26 protein-coding genes are annotated in these 20,727 nt (G+C 61.9%); 19 read left to right on the top strand and 7 right to left on the bottom strand.

Features of this window, described 5'->3' with window-relative positions; translation table 11 throughout:
• The 3 genes from KYX69_RS21350 to KYX69_RS21340 all read left to right on the top strand — a co-directional run.
• Window positions 1-1,921 (top strand): strawberry notch C-terminal domain-containing protein (locus KYX69_RS21350; RefSeq protein WP_300501308.1); only part of this gene is annotated, 1,921 nt, incomplete at its 5' end.
• Between the two features lies 1 nt (window position 1,922).
• A complete protein-coding gene (locus KYX69_RS21345) occupies window positions 1,923-2,972 on the top strand; it encodes a toprim domain-containing protein (RefSeq protein WP_300501307.1) in 1,050 nt (349 codons plus the stop codon).
• Window positions 2,973-3,313: 341 nt separating this feature from the next.
• Complete coding sequence (locus tag KYX69_RS21340) at window positions 3,314-4,225, top strand: DUF2493 domain-containing protein (RefSeq protein ID WP_300501305.1); 912 nt, start codon at window positions 3,314-3,316, stop codon at window positions 4,223-4,225.
• Between the two features lie 262 nt (window positions 4,226-4,487).
• Here the strand turns inward: KYX69_RS21340 and KYX69_RS21335 are convergent, their stop codons facing one another.
• Both KYX69_RS21335 and KYX69_RS21330 read right to left on the bottom strand, forming a co-directional pair.
• Window positions 4,488-5,006, bottom strand: a complete 519-nt coding sequence (locus KYX69_RS21335) for a chromate transporter (RefSeq protein WP_300501303.1) — start codon at window positions 5,004-5,006, stop codon at window positions 4,488-4,490.
• Entirely contained in the window at window positions 5,003-5,557 is a 555-nt protein-coding gene (locus KYX69_RS21330) for a chromate transporter (protein WP_300501301.1), read from the bottom strand. The genes KYX69_RS21335 and KYX69_RS21330 overlap by 4 nt, the downstream gene beginning before the upstream one ends.
• Before the next feature lie 87 nt (window positions 5,558-5,644).
• Here KYX69_RS21330 and KYX69_RS21325 point away from each other — a divergent pair, with 87 nt between their 5' ends.
• The 4 genes from KYX69_RS21325 (at window position 5,645) to KYX69_RS21310 (ending at window position 8,505) form a co-directional block, all read left to right on the top strand.
• Window positions 5,645-6,595 carry a LysR family transcriptional regulator gene (locus KYX69_RS21325; RefSeq protein WP_300501299.1) on the top strand — a complete coding sequence of 317 codons (951 nt, stop codon included), beginning with the start codon at window positions 5,645-5,647 and terminating at the stop codon, window positions 6,593-6,595.
• A gap of 269 nt (window positions 6,596-6,864) precedes the next feature.
• Entirely contained in the window at window positions 6,865-7,029 is a 165-nt protein-coding gene (locus tag KYX69_RS21320; RefSeq protein WP_300501297.1) for a hypothetical protein, read from the top strand.
• Between the two features lie 144 nt (window positions 7,030-7,173).
• Window positions 7,174-7,578 (top strand): hypothetical protein, encoded by a 405-nt coding sequence (locus tag KYX69_RS21315; RefSeq protein WP_300501295.1) that lies wholly within the window; start codon window positions 7,174-7,176, stop codon window positions 7,576-7,578.
• A gap of 606 nt (window positions 7,579-8,184) precedes the next feature.
• Entirely contained in the window at window positions 8,185-8,505 is a 321-nt protein-coding gene (locus KYX69_RS21310) for a DUF736 domain-containing protein (protein WP_100868183.1), read from the top strand.
• Window positions 8,506-8,554: 49 nt separating this feature from the next.
• On the opposite strand, the gene KYX69_RS21305 is transcribed toward KYX69_RS21310, so the two are convergent.
• On the bottom strand, window positions 8,555-8,782 hold the full coding sequence (locus KYX69_RS21305; protein ID WP_300501292.1) for a helix-turn-helix domain-containing protein: 228 nt from the start codon (window positions 8,780-8,782) through the stop codon (window positions 8,555-8,557).
• Window positions 8,783-9,000: 218 nt separating this feature from the next.
• Between KYX69_RS21305 and KYX69_RS21300 the strand changes: the two genes are divergently transcribed.
• The 10 genes from KYX69_RS21300 to KYX69_RS21255 all read left to right on the top strand — a co-directional run bounded on the left by KYX69_RS21300 (window position 9,001) and on the right by KYX69_RS21255 (window position 15,784).
• Window positions 9,001-9,267: a DUF2285 domain-containing protein gene (locus KYX69_RS21300; RefSeq protein WP_300501290.1), complete on the top strand. Its 267-nt coding sequence runs from the start codon at window positions 9,001-9,003 to the stop codon at window positions 9,265-9,267.
• Window positions 9,268-9,422: 155 nt separating this feature from the next.
• Window positions 9,423-9,752, top strand: a complete 330-nt coding sequence (locus tag KYX69_RS21295) for a DUF6499 domain-containing protein (RefSeq protein WP_300501288.1) — start codon at window positions 9,423-9,425, stop codon at window positions 9,750-9,752.
• Window positions 9,643-10,197 (top strand): DUF2285 domain-containing protein, encoded by a 555-nt coding sequence (locus KYX69_RS21290; protein WP_300501286.1) that lies wholly within the window; start codon window positions 9,643-9,645, stop codon window positions 10,195-10,197. Before KYX69_RS21295 ends, KYX69_RS21290 begins: the two co-directional genes overlap by 110 nt.
• Window positions 10,198-10,322: 125 nt before the next feature.
• Window positions 10,323-10,595, top strand: a complete 273-nt coding sequence (locus KYX69_RS21285; protein WP_066479195.1) for a helix-turn-helix domain-containing protein — start codon at window positions 10,323-10,325, stop codon at window positions 10,593-10,595.
• 9 nt (window positions 10,596-10,604) lie between these two features.
• Entirely contained in the window at window positions 10,605-11,498 is an 894-nt protein-coding gene (locus KYX69_RS21280; protein WP_300501283.1) for a replication initiator protein A, read from the top strand.
• Window positions 11,499-11,728: 230 nt separating this feature from the next.
• Complete coding sequence (locus KYX69_RS21275) at window positions 11,729-12,184, top strand: DUF2840 domain-containing protein (RefSeq protein ID WP_300501281.1); 456 nt, start codon at window positions 11,729-11,731, stop codon at window positions 12,182-12,184.
• Window positions 12,181-12,759, top strand: coding sequence for a S26 family signal peptidase (locus tag KYX69_RS21270; protein ID WP_300501279.1), 579 nt, complete (start codon window positions 12,181-12,183; stop codon window positions 12,757-12,759). The genes KYX69_RS21275 and KYX69_RS21270 overlap by 4 nt, the downstream gene beginning before the upstream one ends.
• A gap of 3 nt (window positions 12,760-12,762) precedes the next feature.
• A complete protein-coding gene (locus KYX69_RS21265; protein ID WP_300501277.1) occupies window positions 12,763-13,092 on the top strand; it encodes a DUF736 domain-containing protein in 330 nt (109 codons plus the stop codon).
• 3 nt (window positions 13,093-13,095) lie between these two features.
• Window positions 13,096-13,797, top strand: coding sequence for a lytic transglycosylase domain-containing protein (locus KYX69_RS21260; protein ID WP_300501276.1), 702 nt, complete (start codon window positions 13,096-13,098; stop codon window positions 13,795-13,797).
• 463 nt (window positions 13,798-14,260) lie between these two features.
• Window positions 14,261-15,784: a VirD2 family relaxase/mobilization nuclease gene (locus KYX69_RS21255; protein ID WP_300501274.1), complete on the top strand. Its 1,524-nt coding sequence runs from the start codon at window positions 14,261-14,263 to the stop codon at window positions 15,782-15,784.
• Here the strand turns inward: KYX69_RS21255 and KYX69_RS21250 are convergent.
• Both KYX69_RS21250 and KYX69_RS21245 read right to left on the bottom strand, forming a co-directional pair.
• A complete protein-coding gene (locus tag KYX69_RS21250) occupies window positions 15,777-16,067 on the bottom strand; it encodes a hypothetical protein (RefSeq protein ID WP_300501272.1) in 291 nt (96 codons plus the stop codon). The genes KYX69_RS21255 and KYX69_RS21250 overlap by 8 nt on opposite strands.
• Complete coding sequence (locus KYX69_RS21245; RefSeq protein WP_300501312.1) at window positions 16,067-16,264, bottom strand: hypothetical protein; 198 nt, start codon at window positions 16,262-16,264, stop codon at window positions 16,067-16,069. Before KYX69_RS21245 ends, KYX69_RS21250 begins: the two co-directional genes overlap by 1 nt.
• Before the next feature lie 215 nt (window positions 16,265-16,479).
• On the opposite strand from KYX69_RS21245, the gene KYX69_RS21240 reads away from it, so the two are divergent.
• Window positions 16,480-18,468, top strand: coding sequence for a conjugal transfer protein TraG (locus KYX69_RS21240; protein ID WP_300501310.1), 1,989 nt, complete (start codon window positions 16,480-16,482; stop codon window positions 18,466-18,468).
• Window positions 18,469-18,488: 20 nt separating this feature from the next.
• Window positions 18,489-18,872, top strand: a complete 384-nt coding sequence (locus KYX69_RS21235; protein WP_300501270.1) for a CopG family transcriptional regulator — start codon at window positions 18,489-18,491, stop codon at window positions 18,870-18,872.
• 113 nt (window positions 18,873-18,985) lie between these two features.
• Here the strand turns inward: KYX69_RS21235 and qatD are convergent, their stop codons facing one another.
• On the bottom strand, window positions 18,986-19,714 hold the full coding sequence (gene qatD / locus KYX69_RS21230; RefSeq protein WP_300501268.1) for a Qat anti-phage system TatD family nuclease QatD: 729 nt from the start codon (window positions 19,712-19,714) through the stop codon (window positions 18,986-18,988).
• Complete coding sequence (locus KYX69_RS21225; protein WP_300501266.1) at window positions 19,711-20,550, bottom strand: 7-cyano-7-deazaguanine synthase; 840 nt, start codon at window positions 20,548-20,550, stop codon at window positions 19,711-19,713. Before KYX69_RS21225 ends, qatD begins: the two co-directional genes overlap by 4 nt.
• Between the last annotated feature and the right edge of the window lie 177 nt (window positions 20,551-20,727).

Genomic DNA, 20,727 nt, shown 5'->3' with positions numbered 1-20,727 from the left:
GTGGTTCCTTCGACTTGTTCAGGTCGAGGGAACCGTAATTATCTGGAGTGAAATCATGGAAAACCGAAGGAAACCTGCGCCTCCTGCCGCCGCGCTCGACATAAACTGCGACTGCAAAGAATATGTTCTGGACTATTTGGTTCACAGCTTCCCGACACAGCTTTACGAGCCCTATTCCGATGGCGATGGCAACCTCGCGTCGCGGCCCGCCTATGACGGCGATGGGAATATCATCCAGTGCCGTGAATCCATCGAACGCCGCGATCGGCTGATCGAACATCTGGCTTCAATGGAACCCGTCCAGGGCGCGCTCGACCAGATCGTCCAGCGGTTTGGCACCGACATGGTGGCCGAAGTCACGGGTCGCTTGCGCCGGATCGTGCGCAAGGTCGATGCGGACGGCGAACGGTTCGTGGTCGAGAACCGACCCGCCCATGCCAACCTAGCCGAGGCGCAGGCGTTCATGGAGGACCGGAAGCAGATTTTGGTCTTCTCCGACGCCGGCGGCACGGGGCGCAGCTACCATGCCGATCTTGGGAGTCGGAACCAGCGGCTGCGGCACCATTACCTGCTCGAAGCCGGGTGGAAGGCCGATGCCGCGATCCAGGGACTCGGACGGACAAACCGCACCAATCAAGCGCAGCCGCCGCTATTCCGGCCGGTGGCAACCGATGTTCAGGCCGAGAAGCGGTTCCTCTCGACCATCGCCCGGCGGCTCGACACTCTGGGTGCAATCACGCGCGGACAGCGGCAGACCGGCGGCCAAGGATTGTTCCGCCCCGAGGACAATCTCGAAAGCCCTTACGCCCGCGACGCGCTGCGCCAGCTCTACCTGCTGATCTATGCTGGCAAGGTCGAGCACTGCCCGCTGGCGACCTTCGAGAGCATCACTGGGCTGTCGCTGACCGATGGTAGCGGGTGCTTGAAGGACGAACTGCCGCCGATTACCACCTTCCTCAACCGGTTGCTGGCGCTGACTATCGCAAAGCAGAACGTGCTGTTCACGGTGTTCGAGCAGTTGCTGACCGCCAAGGTCGAAAGCGCCATGGCGAAAGGCACCTACGATATCGGCCTCGAAACGCTGACCGCCGACAGCTTCGCGGTCGCGCGCGGCGAGACGATCTACACCCATCCGGCGACGGGCTCGGCGACCCGCTTGCTGACGATTGCGGTCCGGTCACGCAACCAGCCGCTGACAGCCGAGCAGGCGCTCGACCTGCTGCGCGAGCCGGGTTCAAAACTACTGGTCAATTCCCGCTCGAAGCGGGCGGCCGTGCAATTGCCCGCGCGCAGCCTGATGCTCGATGACGGCGAGGTCGAACGCCGGGTGCGGCTGGTCCGGCCGATGGAAAAGTTCAACTTCGCTCTCGCGCACCTGCCGGAAACCAGCTGGGAACAGGCCGATGAAGGTGCGTTCCGGTTGGCGTGGGACGTCGAGGTCGCTCAGGTGGCGGAGTTCGATACCAGCGAACTGCATATCGTCACCGGCCTGCTATTGCCGATCTGGAAGCGTCTTCCGGAGGAATCGACTCGCGTCTATCGCCTTCGCACGGACGACGGCCAGACCATCGTTGGCCGCCGGGTGCCACCAGCATGGGCAGCCAATGCGGTCAGCGCCGATGCGCCGCAACCGTCGCCGTCGCAGGCAATGGAACTGCTCCGCGAATGTAATAGCGTCATCGACCTGACAGATGGTCTGCAACTGCGCCGCTCGCGGCTGATGCAGGTTAACCGGATCGAGTTGACCGGGTTTGGGCCAAATGCCGTCGACCGCCTGAAGGCGACGGGATTGTTCTCGGAAATTGTCAGCTGGAAGTTGCGGCTGTTCGTCCCCGACGACACTGCCGTCGGCGGCGAGGTGCTCGAACGGCTGTTCGCACGACACCCTGTGACCCGCATCCTCGACCGCAAGGCCGCCTGACATGGGCAGGCTTTCAACCCGCGCAGCAGAATTGTCAGAACGACTTGCACAGAACGCGATCGGAGTTTGCCGCCACTACCTGCCCGCTGGTCGCCGCGAGGGGCGCTACTGGATGGTCGGCGATATCGCCGGTTCGCCCGGGCGCAGCCTCTACGTCCGGCTGTTCGAGACCGAGCGGGGCATGATCGGTAACTGGGTCGATGCAGCGACCGGCGAACATGGCGATCTGGTCGATCTCATCCGGCTCAACCAGCGTCATGGCCGCCTGTCCGAGACCATCGACGAAGCCGAGCGGTTCCTGTCATTGCCGCCATCGGCTGACGACGGGCACAGCCAATTCGTCAAACCACCTCCTGCACGAGCAGGTTCACCGACTGCCGCACGGCGACTGTTCGCGGCTTCCAGACCACTCACTGGCACCTTGGCGGCGACTTATCTGGCTGCACGCGGGATCAACCGGATCAGCGACCTGACCGCGCTGCGATTTCACCCGCGCTGCTTCTATCGCCCGAATGAGGATGACATTCCCGGAACACCCGGCAGCTTTCCAGCCCTGATTGCGGCAGTCACGGACTGCGACGGCGTGCAGACTGGCACACACCGCACCTGGCTCAATGCAAACGGCACGACGAAAGCCGCCGTTGCCTCCCCGCGCCGCGCAATGGGCAATATCCTCGGTAGCGCGATCCGGTTCGGTCAGGCACGAGACGTGATGATCGCCGGTGAAGGCATCGAGACCGTCCTGTCGCTGCACGAGATTCTGCCGAAAATGCCGTTGGCCGCAGCCACCTCATCCGCGCACCTTGCCGGTATCCTGTTCGGCTGCGACCTTCGGCGCCTCTATGTCGCCCGCGACCGCGACAAGGCAGGCGATGCGGCCTATGCGATCCTGACCGCTCGGGCGCAGGCGGTAGGGATCGAACTGGTGTCGCTGATGCCCGCACTCGGGGATTTCAATGACGATCTCCGCCAACACGGCGCTTCGGCGTTAAAGGCGCGCGTCATCGCCCAGTTTCTGGACGCAGACCGCGACAGGTTCATCGTCGGCTGAGGTTGGCCGAGACGTGGTTCGGGTGGGCTGGGATCGGCCGGACGAGCCCTGTCATCCACACCGGCCACGCCCGGCCTTCCTTGGGGCGATCCGAGAGACCGGCAGCCGCGAGGCTGCAATGGCGGTCACGCGGCTATTTTCCGGCGGCGCGCGGAAGCATCGCATCAAGCGATGCGACAACCAGCAATTCCCGCGCCTTTCCATCGCGAGGCAAAATAGCCGCTGCCCGCCATCCTCCGCTTTGCTCCGGTCCTGGCGGATGCAGCCTCACGGCTGCCGGTCGGAGGGATCGCATGAAGGCCGGGCAAGGTGCCCGGTTACGCGGATCCAGGATCAATCCCATGACCGACCCATTTGAACCCGAGCTCGAGATGTCGTCAACTGCCCATCTCCTCGATGAAATCGCGCTCTACGGCTACCGGCCCTACTCGGACGAAGCTGACCCGCGGCCACTTCCCGACGATCGCGTTGCCGCCGGCGCTGTCGCGGACATGTTCGATGCCCTGATCGCAACCATGCTCGACACCCGGCTCGAACCCGATCTTGAAGGCCTGTGCTGGTCGCTCGGCAATCTCTTCCACCGCGCGCAGGGACGGATCCAGCGCGATCTCGACGACAACGAGGATGCCCAGAAGCGCAGCCAGCGCGAGCAGGATGGCTCCGAGGTTAGGTCCGTCGAACTGGAACAGCTGACCCGCGAAGGCATCGGCCTGATCGAACGCCGCAACGCCATGGAGTTCATGCGAGAAGCTGCCGCCGATCAGTTCGAAGCCCACTTCCGCAAGGCTTGGACCCCGCGCACCGGCTCGCTCGTCAACCATCGCACCTTGACCGCCAGCATGATCGACAGCCGCGACTTCCTCGCCGCCAAGCGTCGTTCGGAAACCGAACCGATGCTGCCAACCGGCACGCGCATCGCGTTCACGTCCGGACCTGCCTATCAGGATCACAACCGCATCTGGGCCGTGCTGGACAAGGTGCTCGCCAAATATCCCGACATGGTCCTGTTCCACGGCGGCAACCCGACTGGCGGCGAACATATCGCATCGATCTGGGCTCGGAACCGCAAGATCGTCCATGTCCCGTTCCGGCCCGACTGGGAGCGGTTCAAGAAGGCGGCACCGTTCCGTCGCAACGATCAGATGCTGGAGGCGCTGCCCAAAGCCGTGGTAGCCTGTCCGGGCAATGGTATCAATGCGAATCTGGTCGACAAGGCGCGCAAGCTGGGGATCTCGGTCTGGTCGATCGAGTGAAGAGCTAGGGGCGCCGTGCGCGGCTTTCTTGGAGCCGCAATCGCCCAGCATCGGTTAGTTGTACTTTTTGTTCGATGCATTCGACCAAGCCGCTTTCGACGACATCTTCCCAGACCGGAAGGCGCGGGCAACTTGTTCTCCAAGTTTCCATTACGCTTGCATAAGGCTGGGCGCCGCTTTCGAGCGACGCCAGCAGATCTGTGATCAGAGCTTCTGGAGCATTCACGATCAAAATCCCACGACGATACAGTCCTCAATCGAGCTAGAAGGCGATGCCGAGTGCGGCACCCGCCCCAAGAACGAAAAGTGGGTGGATTCGCGTAAGAGTTAGAATGCAGGCTGAACCAATTGCAATCGCAGCAAGACCGATTCCCGGTGTCGAAGTTCGCGCGATCACCATCGCACTGGCCATCACCAGCCCCGCCGTCACCGGCGCGATGCCTAACTGGACAGTTCGTCGCCAAGGCTGGTCGCGGAATCGATCCCAAGTTCGCATTACAAACGCCGTCAGGATTGAGGACGGGCCTATCATGGCGATCGAGGCACACAGAAGTCCAGGCAGTCCCGCCACTTTCCAACCCACCAGAGGAACAATCATCAAGTTTGGTCCGGGAGCTGCCTGCGCAAGCGCAAACAGCGCAGAGAATTCTTCCGATGTCATCCAGTGATGTGTACTAACCACCTGTCGCTGGATCTCCGGCAAGATTGTGTTCCCACCACCGAAAGCGACAAATGACAGTTGCAGGAAGATTAGTGCAATTTGCAAGTTGACGTCTCTCACGCTTCGAACCTCCAACTCAGAAGAATGCTGGCAGGCACGAGCACGAGTATGACCGCGAATAACGGCAGGCGAAGCAGCGCAATCGCAATCACAGAAATCGCGACAATCCCTATCGCAAGGGGACGACCTCGCATTGGCCACGCGATCTTGATCGCCATAGATAGCAGCAGTCCCGCAGCCGCAGCCGCTAGACCGGCGAACGCCCGCGCGACTGCGGGATCGGAACGGTAGCTCTCGTAGAGCACGCTCAAGCCGACCACGATTACGGTTGGCCCGACGACTAGCCCGAGGAGAGCCGCGACAGCTCCGCCCACCCCTCTGAATTTTTGTCCAACTGCGATCGAGATGTTGATGATGTTCCCACCTGGTAGGAACTGGCAAAGCCCCAGAATTTCCGTGAACTCCTCGCCAGTCAGCCAACGCATGCGCTCGACCAGCATTCGTCGAGCGTGAGGCAGAACTCCCCCAAATCCCGTCAGTCCCATGATCAGGAAGCCGCGAAACAGGTCGCCCACCGTCGGTTGGACTGGTGATGGTTCGACTGCGGCCATTGGTTACCTCCTCGCAAATCTTAGCCGTAGTCGAGCTACTATGTCCAATATATCGCCAAGCCGATATCCATATGATATGTGTATGGAATGATAGAACTACGTCATCTGCGATATGCGGTCGCCGTCGCCGACGAAAATCACATTACGCGGGCTGCAGAGCGACTAGGCATTCAGCAGCCACCGCTCAGCCAACAGATCCGTGCGCTCGAACGCGAAATTGGAGTAACACTGTTCAGGCGATTACCGCGCGGAGTCGAGCCGACCGCAGCTGGAAGCGCATTCGTCGAGCGCGCGAAGATACTACTCAGAGACCTCGAGGAGACGATCGACACTGCCAAGCGCGCTGGAAGAGGCGAAGAAGGTCAACTCGCTGTTGGCTTTACAGCTTCGGCGGCGTTTCATCCGCTCGTCTCGAATGTAATCCGTGAATTGCGCAAGAAGGCGCCAGCGCTTCGCTTGTCCAGACAAGAAGCAAACAGCGGCGAACTGATCGAAGCTGTGAGAACCGGATCACTTGACGCGGCCTTTGTGAGATTGCCTGCTCGCGAAGACGGCGGATTGAGGAATACGCGCCTGCTGGATGAGGAAATGGTAGTCGCAATGCCAAAACGGCACCCGTTGCTCAAGACTTGGCCCCTATCCCGACGTAAACCGCTATCAACCCTCGCCCACGAAGATTTCATTCTTTATCATCGGCCGAATGGGCCTGGTCTTTACGATGCGATCATCGCGGCATGCGATCGAGCTGGCTTCAGCCCTCGCATCGAGCAGGAAGCTTCGCAGATGATCGCTACGCTCAGCCTGGTTTCCGCCGGATTTGGGATTTCGCTAATTCCCGATGCAATGGCTCGCCTAGCAACCGAAGGCGTCGCATATCGGCATCTTACTAAGTCCGAAGCACCCACCGCACCACTCGTGCTCGTATGGAGATCCGGTGGAGACAGTGGTCCCCTCGGACGGTTGATCGGAGACGTCAACCGGGCGCAAGCTCAATATTTAGCTTCATCGAAGAAATCTGGGGACCAACCATCCAGCTGACTGGCGACGACCTAGCGGCGCCAAATGCAATCTCAACATACGTGCATGTCGGACAGTAGCGGCGAACCGCTCGCTCAAGGCGACCACCCCGCTCTCAAAGGCCAATCCGTTGGCCGACTCAAAGCCTCCTTCAATCAACCCGTGAAGGGTCCGCTACGCGTTCGCGTGCGGCCACTCCGTCTGCGCCTTCGTGGTGATTGCGGCTTTGCGCCGTCTGTCCGGGGCCTGTCGAGCGGGGAAGGTCCCTGCTCCGAGACAGGAGCTCGAACATGTCACTCACCATCGCACAGCGTCACGCCTGGAGCCTCGCCCGCACCTTGATGGTCTGCGTCACCTTGTTCCACGCCGGTAACGGCTACGCCGCCGTCCCGACCTCTGAATTCGATGGCGATCCCAGCAGCGTCGTTCGCGAATATGACCCGTTCAATCCCTGAACGCGCCAAGGCGCACGTGGCACCATGGACGGATGCCTGTCAGGTATTCCGGCCTTGGCGCATGTCTGCTATGCTCTACCTGCACATTGCGCTGCGGTGGAGGTGGAGAGCGCGTCCCTTGCCCTTGGTTCCAAGGAGGACGCCATGTTGATCGGCTTTGCCCTGATAGTCGTCGCCGTGTTTCTGATCTGCGTGCTGCTTTTCCGCCTCTCTATCCACGCCCTGCCGCTGTTCGTAGGGTTCCTTGCCGGATCTGCGACCTACCGCAGCGGGAGCGGCATCGTCGCCGCGCTTGCCGCCGCCGCCATTTCAGCCATCATACTCTTGGCAGTCGCTCAGATCGTCATGGCACACGCTAAATCCGAAGTGACCCGGGCGGTGATCGGCATAGCCTTTGCCGCGCCAGCTGCCATTGCTGGCTACCACGCCCTCCACGGCATTGCGGTCGCGACCATGCCGCAGAGCACCTGGCAGTTCGCAGTGTCAGTGATCGGTGCCGCCATCATTGCCACCGCGTCCTGGACACAATGGAGCCGCGCCCGCCTGTAGCTCGTCCCTTGCCCTAAGCCCCGCCGGCACGTGCCGGATGGGGCGGCACGGTCAGAATGCCGATTACGGGGCAATGGCGGGTCCAACGGAGTAGTCCTTTGCCGCTGGCGTCGAGGTCGAGCTGATCGGGCGGTTGCTGGGTTCAGCTTGACCCGGATGTCGCTAGGCAGTTCGCTGCCAAGCCAAGCGGCGTATTCCGGCGAAGCTCGAAACCCGATGATGGCGATATGCTCCGTTGTGCTGTTGGGCCTGCGCAATCAGTGCCCTGCTAAAATGGCGATCAATGTCCGCCCCTGTGCTTTCGGTTTGGCAGTCCGGGAAGGCCATGAGTACCCGGCTCAAGTGCGAACCGAGCCCAATGCCGCCTCTTCAATGGCTCTGGTTGGCAGGGGATGGCTTCGCCGCTTGATCCCTTGCTGCAACGGCGGCCCGGCAACTTTCTTCCCCTGGTCGTGCCGCCCATTCCTCGCGAGACAAGAAAGCCGCCTGTCCGCAGTCCTCCACTGGCGTTTCGGCCGTTCCGGTGCAGCGGGCACAAGCCCCTGCCTTCAACCAGCCATCGAGGCCGCGATGGGCGCGGGTTCGACCAACTTGAAGGAATGAATCATGGCCAACATCGGAACTTTCACCAAGACCGGCAACGAATACAAGGGCGAGATCGTCACCATGTCGGTGCAGCAGAAGAACGTCCGCATCGTCCCCGAAGCCAGCGACAACGAAAATGCACCGTCGCACCGGGTCTTCGTCGGCCGCGCGGAAATCGGCGCCGCCTGGACCAAGACCTCGAACGAAGGCCGCGACTATCTCTCGGTCAAGCTCGACGATCCCAGCTTCACCGCTCCGATCTTCGCCAACCTGTTCGACGACGAAGACGGCAAGTCCTACAACCTGATCTGGTCCCGCGCGCGCCGCACCAACGGCGACTGACCGGAACGCTCGCCCCGCCCGGCAGCTGCCGGGCGGGGCTTCGGCATGTTCATTCCTCGCTGCCAGCGGGCGCTTTGACGAGAAGTTCGTAAGGTTCAATATCCAGGGCGGCGGACAGGCTCTCGATCATATCGATCGAGGCGCTGTAGCGACCGCGCTCGAGGCTGCTGACATAGGTGCGATCGATGTCGGCGCGGTGCGCAAGCTCTTCCTGCGACAGTCCGGCCGCAAGACGAAGGCGTTTCAGATTGGTGGCAAGTACCTCGCGCAATTTCATTGCACGGACAGACCACCGTTGCAGAGTATTTAACCACGGAGTATACTCTGCGAAGCGGCTAATTGAGGGAGATCAGCTGTTTGGCGCTTGGAATCAGTTATGCAAGTTCGGGCACACCGTTCTGCGCGTGGTGGCATAACCACGAAATTGTCCATTCTGGACCGGCTTTGTGCTATATGTAACGGCATACAAATCGAGTCGAAGCAAAGGCTCGGCCCATGACGATACCGCCATTCGAGGACCGCGCGCCTGCCGATGATCGCATCACGGTCTATGACGAGCGCCATTTTGTCACGTATTTACGGATACTTGATGCCGCAGAGGAAGGTGCAGACTGGTCCGAAGTCGCCGCCGTGGTGTTCGGCCTGGATGCCGCCGCCGAGCCTGGCCAAGCGCGCCAAGTGCATGACAGCCATTTGGCCCGCGCCCGCTGGATGACGGAGCATGGCTATAAGCATCTGCTTGATAAATCGAGAGAAGGCTGATTCCAACGCCGACAATTCGGGTATTACGTAAGTAGCCATTTCGATTTACTACAATCGCTTGCATAATCATCCGCAGCATTGGTTACTTGCGGCTTATCTATAGCAATCAAAGACTTGATGCTTGGCTTTCTCGCCTGTGCCTTGCAGGGGTCTTTATGTCCGGTGGTTCGTCTTGGCGGTCACCATCGACCGCAGATCAGTATAGGGATCACGACTACGCGGATTTCGCGCAGGAGTTCCTGAATCGTAACTGCGGATACCAGGCTGATTACGCCGACACCCTGGCACGCATTGCCCAGTCTCCGGGAACAGCCAGCAACGAACAGGAGGGCCTTGCCCGGCGATGGGGCCTCTGCTTTCCCCACCGATCCAGCGATGAACCCGCGCGAACATCCCGCGCTGTGGTCGCCCGACTCGGCACCCGACGTGGTCATCGTCGAAACCGCCGATCCGGATCGTGCGATCCCGCTGCCGCCCAGCGCTGAGCCTCTGGTCGAAGTCTCGAACCGGTCGGAGCGCAACCTCGTTTTTGCCCATGGCACCGCCCGGCTGCGCCTGTGCGTGCGCCTTGTTCCTGCGCGGCTCGTTCCGGCTTTATCGATTCCGTGCGATCCCGGCTGCGCGCTCCGGCTTGCCGCCGCTGCCCGCTGGCAGCGGGTGACGCGCAGCGGCCGCATCTCGCTCAGTAGTGCTGACCAACCGACACCCAACCAACGCATCCGCTTCATTCAGTTCCTCGCCATCCATGACGCGCTGGAGGCTGGCGCCTCCCCGCGCGATCTCGCCTTCGGCCTAGTCCTGCCCAACCATCGCCCGCTTACAGGGGCGCTGTGGAAGGGATCGAATGAGAGGCGGCAGGTGCTCCGGCTAATAGCCGATGCCCGCCGCCTGGTTTCAAACGGATATCGCAGACTACTCCTCCACGGCTGAGCAGGAGGGGTGACAAAATTGCGGGTGCTCATTCTGTCACTCCGTCTCCACGCCAATCCTCCGCCATGCCCGTCGAACCCCAGCGACAGCCCGCTGCCGCTGCCACCTTTCGCCGGAGCCTTGCCATGGATGCCAGACCAACGCCTGTCACTGCCCGCTTTTTGCGGACGCCCGATGCAGCGGTGCATCTGGGCCTCTCCGCCCGCACGCTGGAAAAGCACCGCTGCTTCGGGACCGGCCCGGTCTACCGCAAGCTCGGCGGGCGGATCGTCTATGCGGTGACCGACCTCGACGCCTGGGCCGAACAGGGCCTGCGCCGTTCGACCAGCGATCCCGGCAAGGGCATTGTGCATCCCGCCAAGCGGCTCGATGGCTACACCCCGCCGGTGCGGCGCTGAAACAAGCCCATGCGCCGCATGTCCGCCTTTCCTGCATCGCCTGCGCAGTTGGACCTGTTTGTCAGCCAGGGCGGTGACATCGCTGCTCGCGACGCGCAGGATCTGATGGCCTGGCCGTTCTTCAGCTTGGCCAAGACCAAGCGGGTGCGCCCGATCGACTTCCGGATGGGCGACATCTCGATCCTGGTGGAGGCCACCGCCGAACACGGAATGGCGACCATCTGGGACGCTGACGTCCTCATCTGGGTCGCCAGCCAGATCGTTGAGGCGCGCGACGCTGGTCGGTCGACGTCGCGGCTGATCGCCGCGACCCCACATGAAATCCTCGCCTTCACCCGGCGCGGGACCGGCAAGGCGAGCTACGAGCGGCTAAAGGCCGGGCTCGACCGGCTGCAATCGACCACGATCGCCACCTCGATCCGCCAGCGTGACGCGCGGCGGCGGCACCGGTTCTCCTGGATCAACGAGTGGAAGGAGCGGCTCGATGGTTCGGGCCGCGCATTCGGAATCGAGATGATCGTGCCCGACTGGTTTTACGAAGGCGTGATCGACCAGGCGCTCGTGCTGACCATTGACGCGGATTATTTCGCGTTGACCGGCGGCCTCGAACGCTGGCTCTACCGCCTGGTGCGAAAGCACGGCGGCAAGCAGCGCGGGGGCTGGAGCTTCGATTTCCAGCACCTCCATCTCAAATCTGGCGCGCTGTCGCCGCCCAAACGCTTCGCGTTCGAGCTGCGTGACATCGTCCGCCGACAGGCGCTGCCCGGATACACGCTCGCGATCGAACACGCGCTCGGCCGCGAGCGGCTGAACTTCGTCGCCATTCCCGACGATCCGTTCGACGTCGCCATGCGGCGCGTCGGGCTTCGTCCCAATGACCTTAGCCCTGTGGATATGTCATGATGGAACACGGACTATCAGGAACCGCGAGACTCGGACGATCAGGAACCGAAAGTTCGGACTATCGGGAACCGAAATGGCTCTCAAACCCGCAGAAATCTGCGCCGAATTTAGCCCTTAACTATCCTAACAAAGAATCCTTCGGATTCTTGCTAACGCACGAGCGCCTGTGGACGGCTAGCGAAGTACCGCCGTGCAGGCCTGCCGAAACGAGGGTCGGCGTTGACCCGCAGTTGACGCATGTCACGCTGATCTGGCGCGAGGGCCAACGCGAAGACTGGCTCAAGTTCGGCAAACCAGTCGCTGAGCGGATCGTCAGTCGCAGCGAGCGGATCGAGAGCTATGCCGCGGCCCAGGTGTTCGCCTTGGTGCGCTGGGCCTCCAACGATTATGGCACCATCCGCTCAACACTCGACATCGTGCGCGCTGTCACAGTGGGGGACCCTTGCACACCGATCGCGCAGGTCGATCCCGGTGGTGAACTGCTGTTGTCGGTCCGCGGCTGGCCGAAGGTCGCGCAAGTGTTTCGCCTCATCGACGCAATCGAGGCAGCGGGCGTCGACCCGTGCGAGGTCGCGCCCGATCATTGGCGGCACGTTCACAACCGCATGGCAGGCCGCGAGGTCCCGCGCGACTACAGTCTCGTGCGCCACCGCGCATGGCTCCAGCGCAAGGCGCTGCTCTCATGATTCGGCGGCGTTTTGTCCTCGCTGGCGTGGTTGCCGCTGCTACACTTGCGACTCTAACCGTGCCGGTCTCGCGCTTCGCGCTTTGGAACGCAACAGCATCCGTGCCGACCGGGCTCTACGCTATCCGTGGCAAGGCCAGCCTCCATGTCGGCGAGCGGGTTGCGATCGAACCGCCGCCCGACCTGCGCCGCCTGCTCGCTGAGCGGCATTATCTTCCGGTCGGCGTCCCTCTCATAAAGCGCGTCGCTGCCGTCAGCGGCCAACGCGTCTGCCGCTTCGCGCACGGCGTGACCATCGACGGAAGCTATGTCGGCGCGGCGCGTGCGCGCGACCGTCTCGGCCGTCCGCTGCCTGCATGGTCTGGCTGCCATGTGCTGCGCCGCGGCGAGCTGTTCGTGATGAACCCGGCTGCGCCCGACAGCTTCGACGGGCGCTACTTCGGCGTGCTGCGCTTGTCCGATGTTATCGGCCGCGCGACGCCGGTCTGGACCGACGAAGCGGGCGATGGCGATCATGCCTGGTTCGCCGATCCCCGCGCCATTGAGCCTTCCCCCACCACCAACCAAGGAGACTAACCCATGCGTATCGGAACATTTGTTGCCGCCGACGGCGGCTATACCGGGCATCTGCACACGCTGACGCTCGACATCGAGCTGGTCCTCGTTCCGGCAGATGCATCGGACAACGAGAACGCGCCCGATTACCGCGTCATCGCCGGATCGGACGACGAGGCGCGCGAAGTCGGCGCAGGCTGGAAGCAGGTTGGCGAGAAGGCTGGCGACTACGTCAGCCTCCAGATCGATGATCCCAGCTTCGTCCAGCCGCTGCGCGCCAACCTGTTCAAGGACGATGGTAACCGCCACGTCCTGGTCTGGTCGCGCCCGTCCCGCCGCGAAAAGGCGGATTGAGCAATGCGCTGGCCAAGCTCGCTTCGCCTCGTTCTGGCTGCGCTCGCGCTGTTCGGCGGTGCGCCTGCCTTTGGGCAGGACGCTGCCGAACAGGTGCAGCCGCGCACCGTCAACATTGCTGCGCACGTCGCCGAGGCCTCGCAGCGCTTCGGCATTCCGGAGCAATGGATCTACGCCGTGATGCGTACCGAAAGTGCAGGGCGTATCGGCGCGGTGTCGTCCGCAGGCGCGATGGGTCTTATGCAATTAATGCCCGGAACCTGGGCGCGCCAGCGCGCCCGGTTCGGGCTTGGTGCTGACCCGTTCAACCCGCGCGACAACATCATCGCGGGCACCAGCTACCTCCGCGAGATGTACAACAGCTACGGCGCGACTGGCATGCTCGCTGCCTACAATGCCGGGCCGAGCCGTTACGAACAGTGGCGGGATGGCGGTCGTCCACTTCCCGCCGAAACCCGCGCCTATGTCGCCAAGATTGCACCGATGCTGCAGCCGGGCGGCACGGCGACCGTCGTCGCCAGTGCATCGCCCGCGCCGCCGCTACGCATCGCCTGGACGCAAAGCGAGCTGTTTGCAGCGCGATCAGGCGCGACTGAGGCAGCGCCGAGCGCGGACATCAGAGAAGGTACGGCGGCTCCGCCACCTGCTTCTCCCCCTCCGCTCGGCGGCCTCTTCGCACCCGTTTCGGGGAGCCGGATGCAGTGATTACTGCTTTCGTTCTCTGGCGCGTCATGGCGTTGGTTGGCGGGGATTTGTGCGGAATGTGGGCCGTGAAGGGAGGAAGGTCAGGAGGATGGCGAGATAAAGGAACGGCTGGCTGTGGTGGTTGTGTGGCGCAGAAATCCTTAACTCCAAGCGCCACCCACTTTTTTTGCTTGCTGGCACCGCACTCAAATATCCGCGCAATTTCGCCATTTTTGCAGCCGTCGCCCGCCCGGAGGGCCCGCTTCCAGTGAGCGACGACGATTTCGAGGTGAGGCCAGGCCGTGTTCGTGATCGCGGACGCCCTTCGGGGCAGAAGGCCAAGTCACTCGCCGGGCGTGTTCTTCAGGTCTCGAAGCGGGCGGGATACACCTCGCTCGGACGACGGGCCGGTCGCGGTACCGGTCGATCAGGTCGAGGTCGCAGCGCCGCGCTGGCGATGCGCCGATCACAAACCCAGCGCCGGGTGATCATCAAAGCGCGCGTCGTGCGTCAGAAGGGTGCACATTTTCGCGCCGCTCCTCTGGCGCGTCATCTCACCTTTCTCAAGCGCGACGGCGTTGACCGCGAGGGAAGCGAAGGCCGACTGTTCGATGCGCACAGTGACAGCGCCGATGGCGAACTCTTTGCGGCGCGCTGTGAGGGCGACCGGCACCACTTCCGCTTCATCGTCTCGCCCGAAGATGCCGCCGAGATGGAAGACCTGCGCGCCTTCACCCGCGAACTGATGGACGACATGGCGCACGATCTAGGAACCCGGCTCGATTGGGTGGCGGTCGATCATTGGAACACCGACAACCCGCACATTCACATCCTCGTGCGCGGCAAGGCAGACGATGGCCAGAACCTCGTCATCGACCGCGATTATATCCGCGAAGGGATGCGTAGCCGCGCGGAAGAACGGGTCACAGCCGAACTCGGCCACCGCACCGAACGCGAAATCGAACAGGCGCTGCGCCGCGAAGTCAGCGCCGAGCGCTGGACCAGTCTCGACCGCAGTCTGCAGCGCCTTCAGGATGACGGGGGCCTCATCGACCTGCGCCCGGATCCATCCGGCCAGGCGCGCACCGATCGCGCACTGCTGATCGGCCGCGCCTCAGCCCTCGAGCGGCTCGGGCTGGCGGATGCGCATGGCCCGGCGTGCTGGACTTTGGGCAACGACCTTGAGGGCAAGCTGCGCGCGCTTGGTGAGCGCGGCGACATCATCAAGACAATGCACCGCGCTATGTCGCGTCAGATCGGCAGCGCCGAGACCGGGCGGTTTGCGATGCACCAAGAGGCACCGGAAAACCCCGTCATCGGCAGGCTGGTTGAACGCGGGCTGTTCGACGAACTGTCAGGAGAAGCCTATGCGATCGTCGATGGCGTCGATGGCCGCGTCCATCATCTGAAGTTCCCGGACCTCGACGTGACCGGCGATGCCGAACCCGGCGCGATCGTCGAACTCAGAAGCTGGGACGACAATCGCGGTCGGCGCCAGCAGTCTCTGGCGCTGCGCTCGGATCTGGCACTCGGCGACCAGGTGACCGCGAACGGCGCGACCTGGCTTGACCGCCAGCTGGTTGCCGCCGAGCCGCTCATCACTGGAAGCGGGTTCGGCGCCGAAGTCGAGCAAGCCAAGATCGCCCGCGCAGAGCATCTGGCCGGCGATGGTCTGGCCCGGCGGCAAGGGACACGGATCATCCTGGCGCGCGATCTTATCGCGAGCTTGCGTGAGCGTGAGCTCGCCAGCGCCGCGAGCGGCATCGCCCATCGCACCGGGCTTGATCATATGCCCGGCGAGGAAGGCGACCGATTGAAGGGTATCTACCGCGAACGGATCAAGCTCGCCTCCGGGCGCTTCGCCATGATCGAGCATGCCCACGGGTTCGAACTCGTGCCATGGAAGCCGTCTCTCGATCGGCATCTGGGCGAGCAGGTGATGGGCACGACCAAGAGCGGCGGCGGGATAGAGTGGACCCTTGGCCGAAGTCGCGGGATTTCTATTTGACGATCAGGCGCACCGGCCAGTCGAAGTGTCTCCGCTGCTCGCGCCGCTGCGTTTCGCTTTCGGCATAGGCAAGTTCTGCTCGCACGATTCCGAAGTCATCCGGGAACAGCGGCACGGAACTCGACATGAGCTCCGCCGAACCGGCTTCCCGAAACAGGGTATAGGGCGCGAGCTGGCGCAGAATGCTGACCGCATGATCCTTACTCTGTCCGCGCTTGCCGGTGACCGCCAGCCCGATACCGATCGCGCGGGCCAATTCGACATCATCGATCCGTACCTTCATCACAGCATCGCCAGTTGCCGGTCGCGATCGCCGTTGAGGCAGGCATCGGCGCGGAGTGCGGCGGCTACGGCATTGCGGTAATGGACAGTCCCGTACTTCTCGGCTTCGGGGAATGGCACGGGAGTCCATTCTTCGCCTGGGTAGACGCTTTCGTAGATCGCGCGCGCGGCTTCGCGCAGCGCCGGGTCGTGCTGCATAGTCTTCATTCCTGTCGCAAAGCCGAATCGGCAAGGCTTGAACGATATTCGTTCCGTTTATGTTCTTCAAGCCTTCAGCGGGACCAAGACTGCCGCCATCCCGCTCCCTCCAACCCGTCCAATCATCCGCCATGCTGCGATCGCCACAGCTAAAGCCTTGCAATTCCGCAACTGCACCGCCGACATGCCCGCCGAAGCGGGAAGGAGCCTGGTCATTGTCTGCCGCGAAGATCCTCTGGGGCCAGGTGCTGGCCGTCTTCATCATCATCCTGGCGAGCGTCTGGGCGGCGACGCAGTGGACGGCTTCAGCGCTTGGCTTTCAGCCCGAACTGGGCACACCCTGGTTCACCGTTTTCGGTCACCCGATCTACCGACCCTATGACCTGTTCTGGTGGTGGTTCTCCTACGATGCCTATGCGCCGGATGTATTCGATCGCGGAGGGACGATTGCGACGTCGGGCGGCTTCGTGGCGATCGTGGTTGCCATCGCCATGTCGGTCTGGCGCGGACGCGAGAACAGCAACGCCAAGACATTCGGTTCGGCGCGCTGGGCCGAGCGCGCCGACATCAAGCGCATCGGCCTCCTATCAGAAACCGGCGTGGTGCTCGGCAAGTTCCAAAACAAATACCTGCGCCACGATGGCCCCGAACATGTGCTGTGCTTCGCGCCGACGCGATCGGGCAAAGGCGTCGGCCTCGTCATTCCCACCTTGCTGACCTGGCCGGGCTCGGCGATCGTCCATGACATCAAGGGCGAGAACTGGACCCTGACCGCCGGCTTCCGGTCCAGTTTCAGCCGCACCCTGCTGTTCGACCCCACCAACCTTGCCTCGGCACATTACAATCCGCTGCTCGAAGTGCGCCGCGGCATCAGCGAAGTGCGCGACGTCCAGAACATCGCCGACATCCTGGTCGATCCCGAAGGCAGCCTTGAGAAACGCAACCATTGGGAGAAGACCAGCCATGCCTTGCTTGTCGGGGCGATCCTTCATGTACTTTACGCCGAGCGCGACAAGACCCTCGCCGGGGTCGCAGCGTTCCTATCCGATCCGGAGCGCACTATCGAGGACACCCTCGATGCGATGATGGCAACCGCGCACTTGGGCAAGGCCGGCCCGCATCCTGTCGTTGCCAGCGCCGCGCGCGAACTGCTGAACAAGTCGGACAACGAGCGATCCGGGGTGCTCTCGACTGCGATGTCCTATCTCGGCCTCTACCGCGATCCGGTCATTGCCGAGGTCACCAAATGCTCGGACTGGCGGATCGCCGATCTGGTCGAAGCCAAGCGACCCGCAACGCTCTACCTGGTGGTGCCGCCGTCCGACATCAGCCGGACCAAGCCGCTGATCCGGTTGATCCTCAACCAGATCGGGCGCCGCCTCACCGAAGAGCTCTCTCCCAAGACGCAGCGCCACCGCTTGCTAATGATGCTCGACGAGTTTCCTGCCTTGGGCCGGCTCGACTTCTTCGAAAGCGCGCTCGCGTTCATGGCGGGCTACGGACTCAAATCATTCCTGATCGCTCAGTCCCTCAATCAGATCGAACGCGCCTACGGCAAAAACAACGCGATCCTCGACAACTGCCATGTGCGGGTCGCCTTCGCGACCAACGACGAAGGCACCGCCAAGCGAGTATCGGAATCGCTGGGAACCGCGACCGAGCAGCGCTCAATGCGCAACTACGCGGGCCACCGGCTGTCGCCTTGGCTCGGACACCTGATGATTTCACGCTCGGAAACCTCCCGGCCGCTGCTCACCCAGGGCGAAATCTTGCAGCTGCCCGACACCGATGAGATTGTGATGCTGTCCGGTTCGCCGCCCATCAAGGCGAAGAAGGCGCGGTACTATGCTGACCCGAGGTTAAAGGCCCGCATCCTGCCGCCACCGCAATCCGTCGCATCGAAGCCAGATCGATCGAAGTCCGACGACTGGAGTGCGCTACCGGCGATCAAGCCAGTGCACGGGAAGAAGCGCAAAGTCGCAACCCACGATGATACAGCAAATGGCGGGATCCGCCGCGAGCCGGAGATCCCGGCCCATGTCGATATAATGCCGAAGAAGGGGAACGAGCGGTCCGCCGAGTTCGACTTTGGCGACCAGGCAGAGGGATCTGATGATGCCGCGCGCGCCGAACGCCTGCGCATCGACATGGCCCGCAGCGCCCGCCAGGCCGCGCTCGATCCCGGCGATGGAATTGCCCTGTGAAATCAAAGCATACCTTCCGCTTGCCGCCCGATCTCGCCGACCGGCTAGCCGACTACGCCCGGCGCAAGCGTGTCACACAGGCGCAGGTCGTCGAGACAGCCTTGAACTCGTTTCTGTCGCCAGACGGCTCTGAACGCATGGAAGCGGCGTTCAGCCGGCGGATGGACAAGGTCGTGCGTCAACTCGACAAGCTGGATTACCGGGCCGAACTGAATTCTGAGGCGTTGGCGCTGTTCGTGCGGTTCTGGCTGACCGCCAACCCGGCGCTTCCGGATGCGGCTCGGGCCGCAGCCCAGGCGCAGGGCAAGGCGCGGTTCGAGGGCTTTGTCGAAGCCTTGGCGCGGAAGATGGAGTTCGGACCGAAGCTTGCAGATGTGACGAGCCGTGCCGATCGCAAAGTCTAAGTTGTTGGACAGTGGCGACAGTCCGCGTTTAAGCTAGGAATCGCAGCAAGCTGTCGTTGGTTCAGGATCTTCCATTGTGCTGGCCCAACCGTTTGAAATTTTCGGCGGCAGCTTCAATCTGCTAGGAGCGTCTTGAGATTGCGTTTCAATTGACCAACGACTTCCTGCTCACTTTGATTCCAAATTTTCGCGAGATGAGAGTGCGCGAGTTGCACGTCCCAAGGCATAAGCGACTTACCTTGGATTTGAGCAAAAGGAGCGTCCGTCTCAGTTAGCACTCTGTCGGCAGGCATCAATTCTACCAATCTCCGCCCCTTGGCTGAGTTAAGCATGACAGGACCTACACTGAACCAGCATCCTGCGCTAATAGCACGATCAAGCTCAACGACGGAACCCGAGAACCAATGCAGAATGGGAATGCCTGCCCTAGGCGCGTCCAACAGGGCATCAATCACACCATTCGCTGCTCGGCGGGAGTGAAGGCTTATTATCTTCTTTCCATCCGCCTCACACGCCTTCAATATCCTGGCAAGAACTCGCTCTTGCAGCTCAAATGAGCCGCGCATGTGACTGCCGCCATCGAGGCCGATTTCTCCAACATAGCGGGACTCTGGTAAATAGTGTTCTAGCAACGGCACTTCAGCGTGTCGGTCTGGCACAAGCTCAGGGTGCAAACCAAGCGCAACTCGAATGCGTTTTCGGTCGCCAATAAGCTGCTTTGTGCCCGTCCACGCTTTTGGCGTCGTCGTCACCGCGAGTATGTATGACCCTCGAGCATCGGCTTCTTCAATGATGGCTTTTGCGTTGGGATACAGGTCAATATGGCAGTGAAAGTCAATCAAAGGACGCCTTGCGATTTTAAAAATTCAGATAGCTCCTTGAGGCCTCTATCTGCGACGCCACGTGCGTCAGGCGAAGCTCCGGGCATGGCGGAGTTTAGCGCACCGCCTATCCAAGCGTCCAGTCCCCGTTGTTTGACTGCATGGATCGCATAGGCAACTGACCGGACATCATCAAAATCCCGATGCTTCTTGTCAGGCGTTCCCAACGCAGAAAACTTGTAGCCAGCAGTAAGATCATGTCCCAGCCATTTATGGAAGGCGGATCGGCGGACAAGGCATGGAACACAACGGCCGCATTGTTTGAATCCGGAGCGGGCATATCTGCCGCAACTTGTCGAGCTACCAATTAAGGATTTGAGGAGCGCTTGGTTTTGGCATTCTTCCAGCATCTCGCCCTTCGTCTTGAACTGATAGGGGTTTCGTATGCGAATGTTTAATCCAGCTTTGTCGAGCAACGATTGGAGCGAGGCGAGGTAGTATGGGTGCGTTGTGCGGGTGCTTAATGACCCAAGCCTCAACGGTGTCAAAGGAACATTGAGACTGATAAAACCATTCTCAGGCACAATAAGTTCGGTTTTCTCCCCGCCGCCATACGACGTCAAACAAGTCGCAGCCAATACGCCCAAACCAAAGAATACTAGCGAACGGCCTCGTTGGGACCGCTCGGACGGGCATGGTGGTGACGCATTGTGGTTGACCTGCAAATGCAAACAGCCCTGAGCGACAATTCTCGCGAAACGCTGCTGATCAAACTTGTCGCCTTTTGCCACCTGACTTACCAGCAGCGGCCTTTGCCCCTCCGTGACCAAATCTATAGCCCCGATGAGGCTGTCCATTCCTCCTGAAAGAAGGCAAACGACATCTTCTTTCCGAGTTTCTGCTACCTTAGCAGGCCGTTGACGTAGTCGCCTTTTCGGCGGCGGGGCTCAATGTTCGCCAGCAGAGGCGGCGATGAGCAGGATGCCTGCTTGGCCTGCCGCCTGGCCGATGAAGGCAAAGAGCAGCGTGTTCTC

The sequence above is a fragment of the Sphingomonas sp. genome (assembly GCF_030145815.1).
Taxonomy (GTDB): domain Bacteria; phylum Pseudomonadota; class Alphaproteobacteria; order Sphingomonadales; family Sphingomonadaceae; genus Sphingomonas.
This window is presented reverse-complemented; position numbering and strand designations above follow the sequence as displayed.

What these genes read in the sequence shown, in the direction of transcription:
- KYX69_RS21345 (WP_300501307.1), top strand. Translation starts at nt 1,923, where the DNA reads ATGGGCAGGCTTTCAACCCGCGCAGCAGAATTGTCAGAACGACTTGCA.
- KYX69_RS21340 (WP_300501305.1), top strand. Translation starts at nt 3,314, where the DNA reads ATGACCGACCCATTTGAACCCGAGCTCGAGATGTCGTCAACTGCCCAT.
- KYX69_RS21330 (WP_300501301.1), bottom strand. Translation starts at nt 5,557, where the DNA reads ATGGCCGCAGTCGAACCATCACCAGTCCAACCGACGGTGGGCGACCTG.
- KYX69_RS21325 (WP_300501299.1), top strand. Translation starts at nt 5,645, where the DNA reads ATGATAGAACTACGTCATCTGCGATATGCGGTCGCCGTCGCCGACGAA.
- KYX69_RS21320 (WP_300501297.1), top strand. Translation starts at nt 6,865, where the DNA reads ATGTCACTCACCATCGCACAGCGTCACGCCTGGAGCCTCGCCCGCACC.
- KYX69_RS21315 (WP_300501295.1), top strand. Translation starts at nt 7,174, where the DNA reads ATGTTGATCGGCTTTGCCCTGATAGTCGTCGCCGTGTTTCTGATCTGC.
- KYX69_RS21310 (WP_100868183.1), top strand. Translation starts at nt 8,185, where the DNA reads ATGGCCAACATCGGAACTTTCACCAAGACCGGCAACGAATACAAGGGC.
- KYX69_RS21305 (WP_300501292.1), bottom strand. Translation starts at nt 8,782, where the DNA reads ATGAAATTGCGCGAGGTACTTGCCACCAATCTGAAACGCCTTCGTCTT.
- KYX69_RS21300 (WP_300501290.1), top strand. Translation starts at nt 9,001, where the DNA reads ATGACGATACCGCCATTCGAGGACCGCGCGCCTGCCGATGATCGCATC.
- KYX69_RS21295 (WP_300501288.1), top strand. Translation starts at nt 9,423, where the DNA reads ATGTCCGGTGGTTCGTCTTGGCGGTCACCATCGACCGCAGATCAGTAT.
- KYX69_RS21290 (WP_300501286.1), top strand. Translation starts at nt 9,643, where the DNA reads ATGAACCCGCGCGAACATCCCGCGCTGTGGTCGCCCGACTCGGCACCC.
- KYX69_RS21285 (WP_066479195.1), top strand. Translation starts at nt 10,323, where the DNA reads ATGGATGCCAGACCAACGCCTGTCACTGCCCGCTTTTTGCGGACGCCC.
- KYX69_RS21280 (WP_300501283.1), top strand. Translation starts at nt 10,605, where the DNA reads ATGCGCCGCATGTCCGCCTTTCCTGCATCGCCTGCGCAGTTGGACCTG.
- KYX69_RS21270 (WP_300501279.1), top strand. Translation starts at nt 12,181, where the DNA reads ATGATTCGGCGGCGTTTTGTCCTCGCTGGCGTGGTTGCCGCTGCTACA.
- KYX69_RS21265 (WP_300501277.1), top strand. Translation starts at nt 12,763, where the DNA reads ATGCGTATCGGAACATTTGTTGCCGCCGACGGCGGCTATACCGGGCAT.
- KYX69_RS21260 (WP_300501276.1), top strand. Translation starts at nt 13,096, where the DNA reads ATGCGCTGGCCAAGCTCGCTTCGCCTCGTTCTGGCTGCGCTCGCGCTG.
- KYX69_RS21250 (WP_300501272.1), bottom strand. Translation starts at nt 16,067, where the DNA reads ATGAAGGTACGGATCGATGATGTCGAATTGGCCCGCGCGATCGGTATC.
- KYX69_RS21245 (WP_300501312.1), bottom strand. Translation starts at nt 16,264, where the DNA reads ATGCAGCACGACCCGGCGCTGCGCGAAGCCGCGCGCGCGATCTACGAA.
- KYX69_RS21225 (WP_300501266.1), bottom strand. Translation starts at nt 20,550, where the DNA reads ATGGACAGCCTCATCGGGGCTATAGATTTGGTCACGGAGGGGCAAAGG.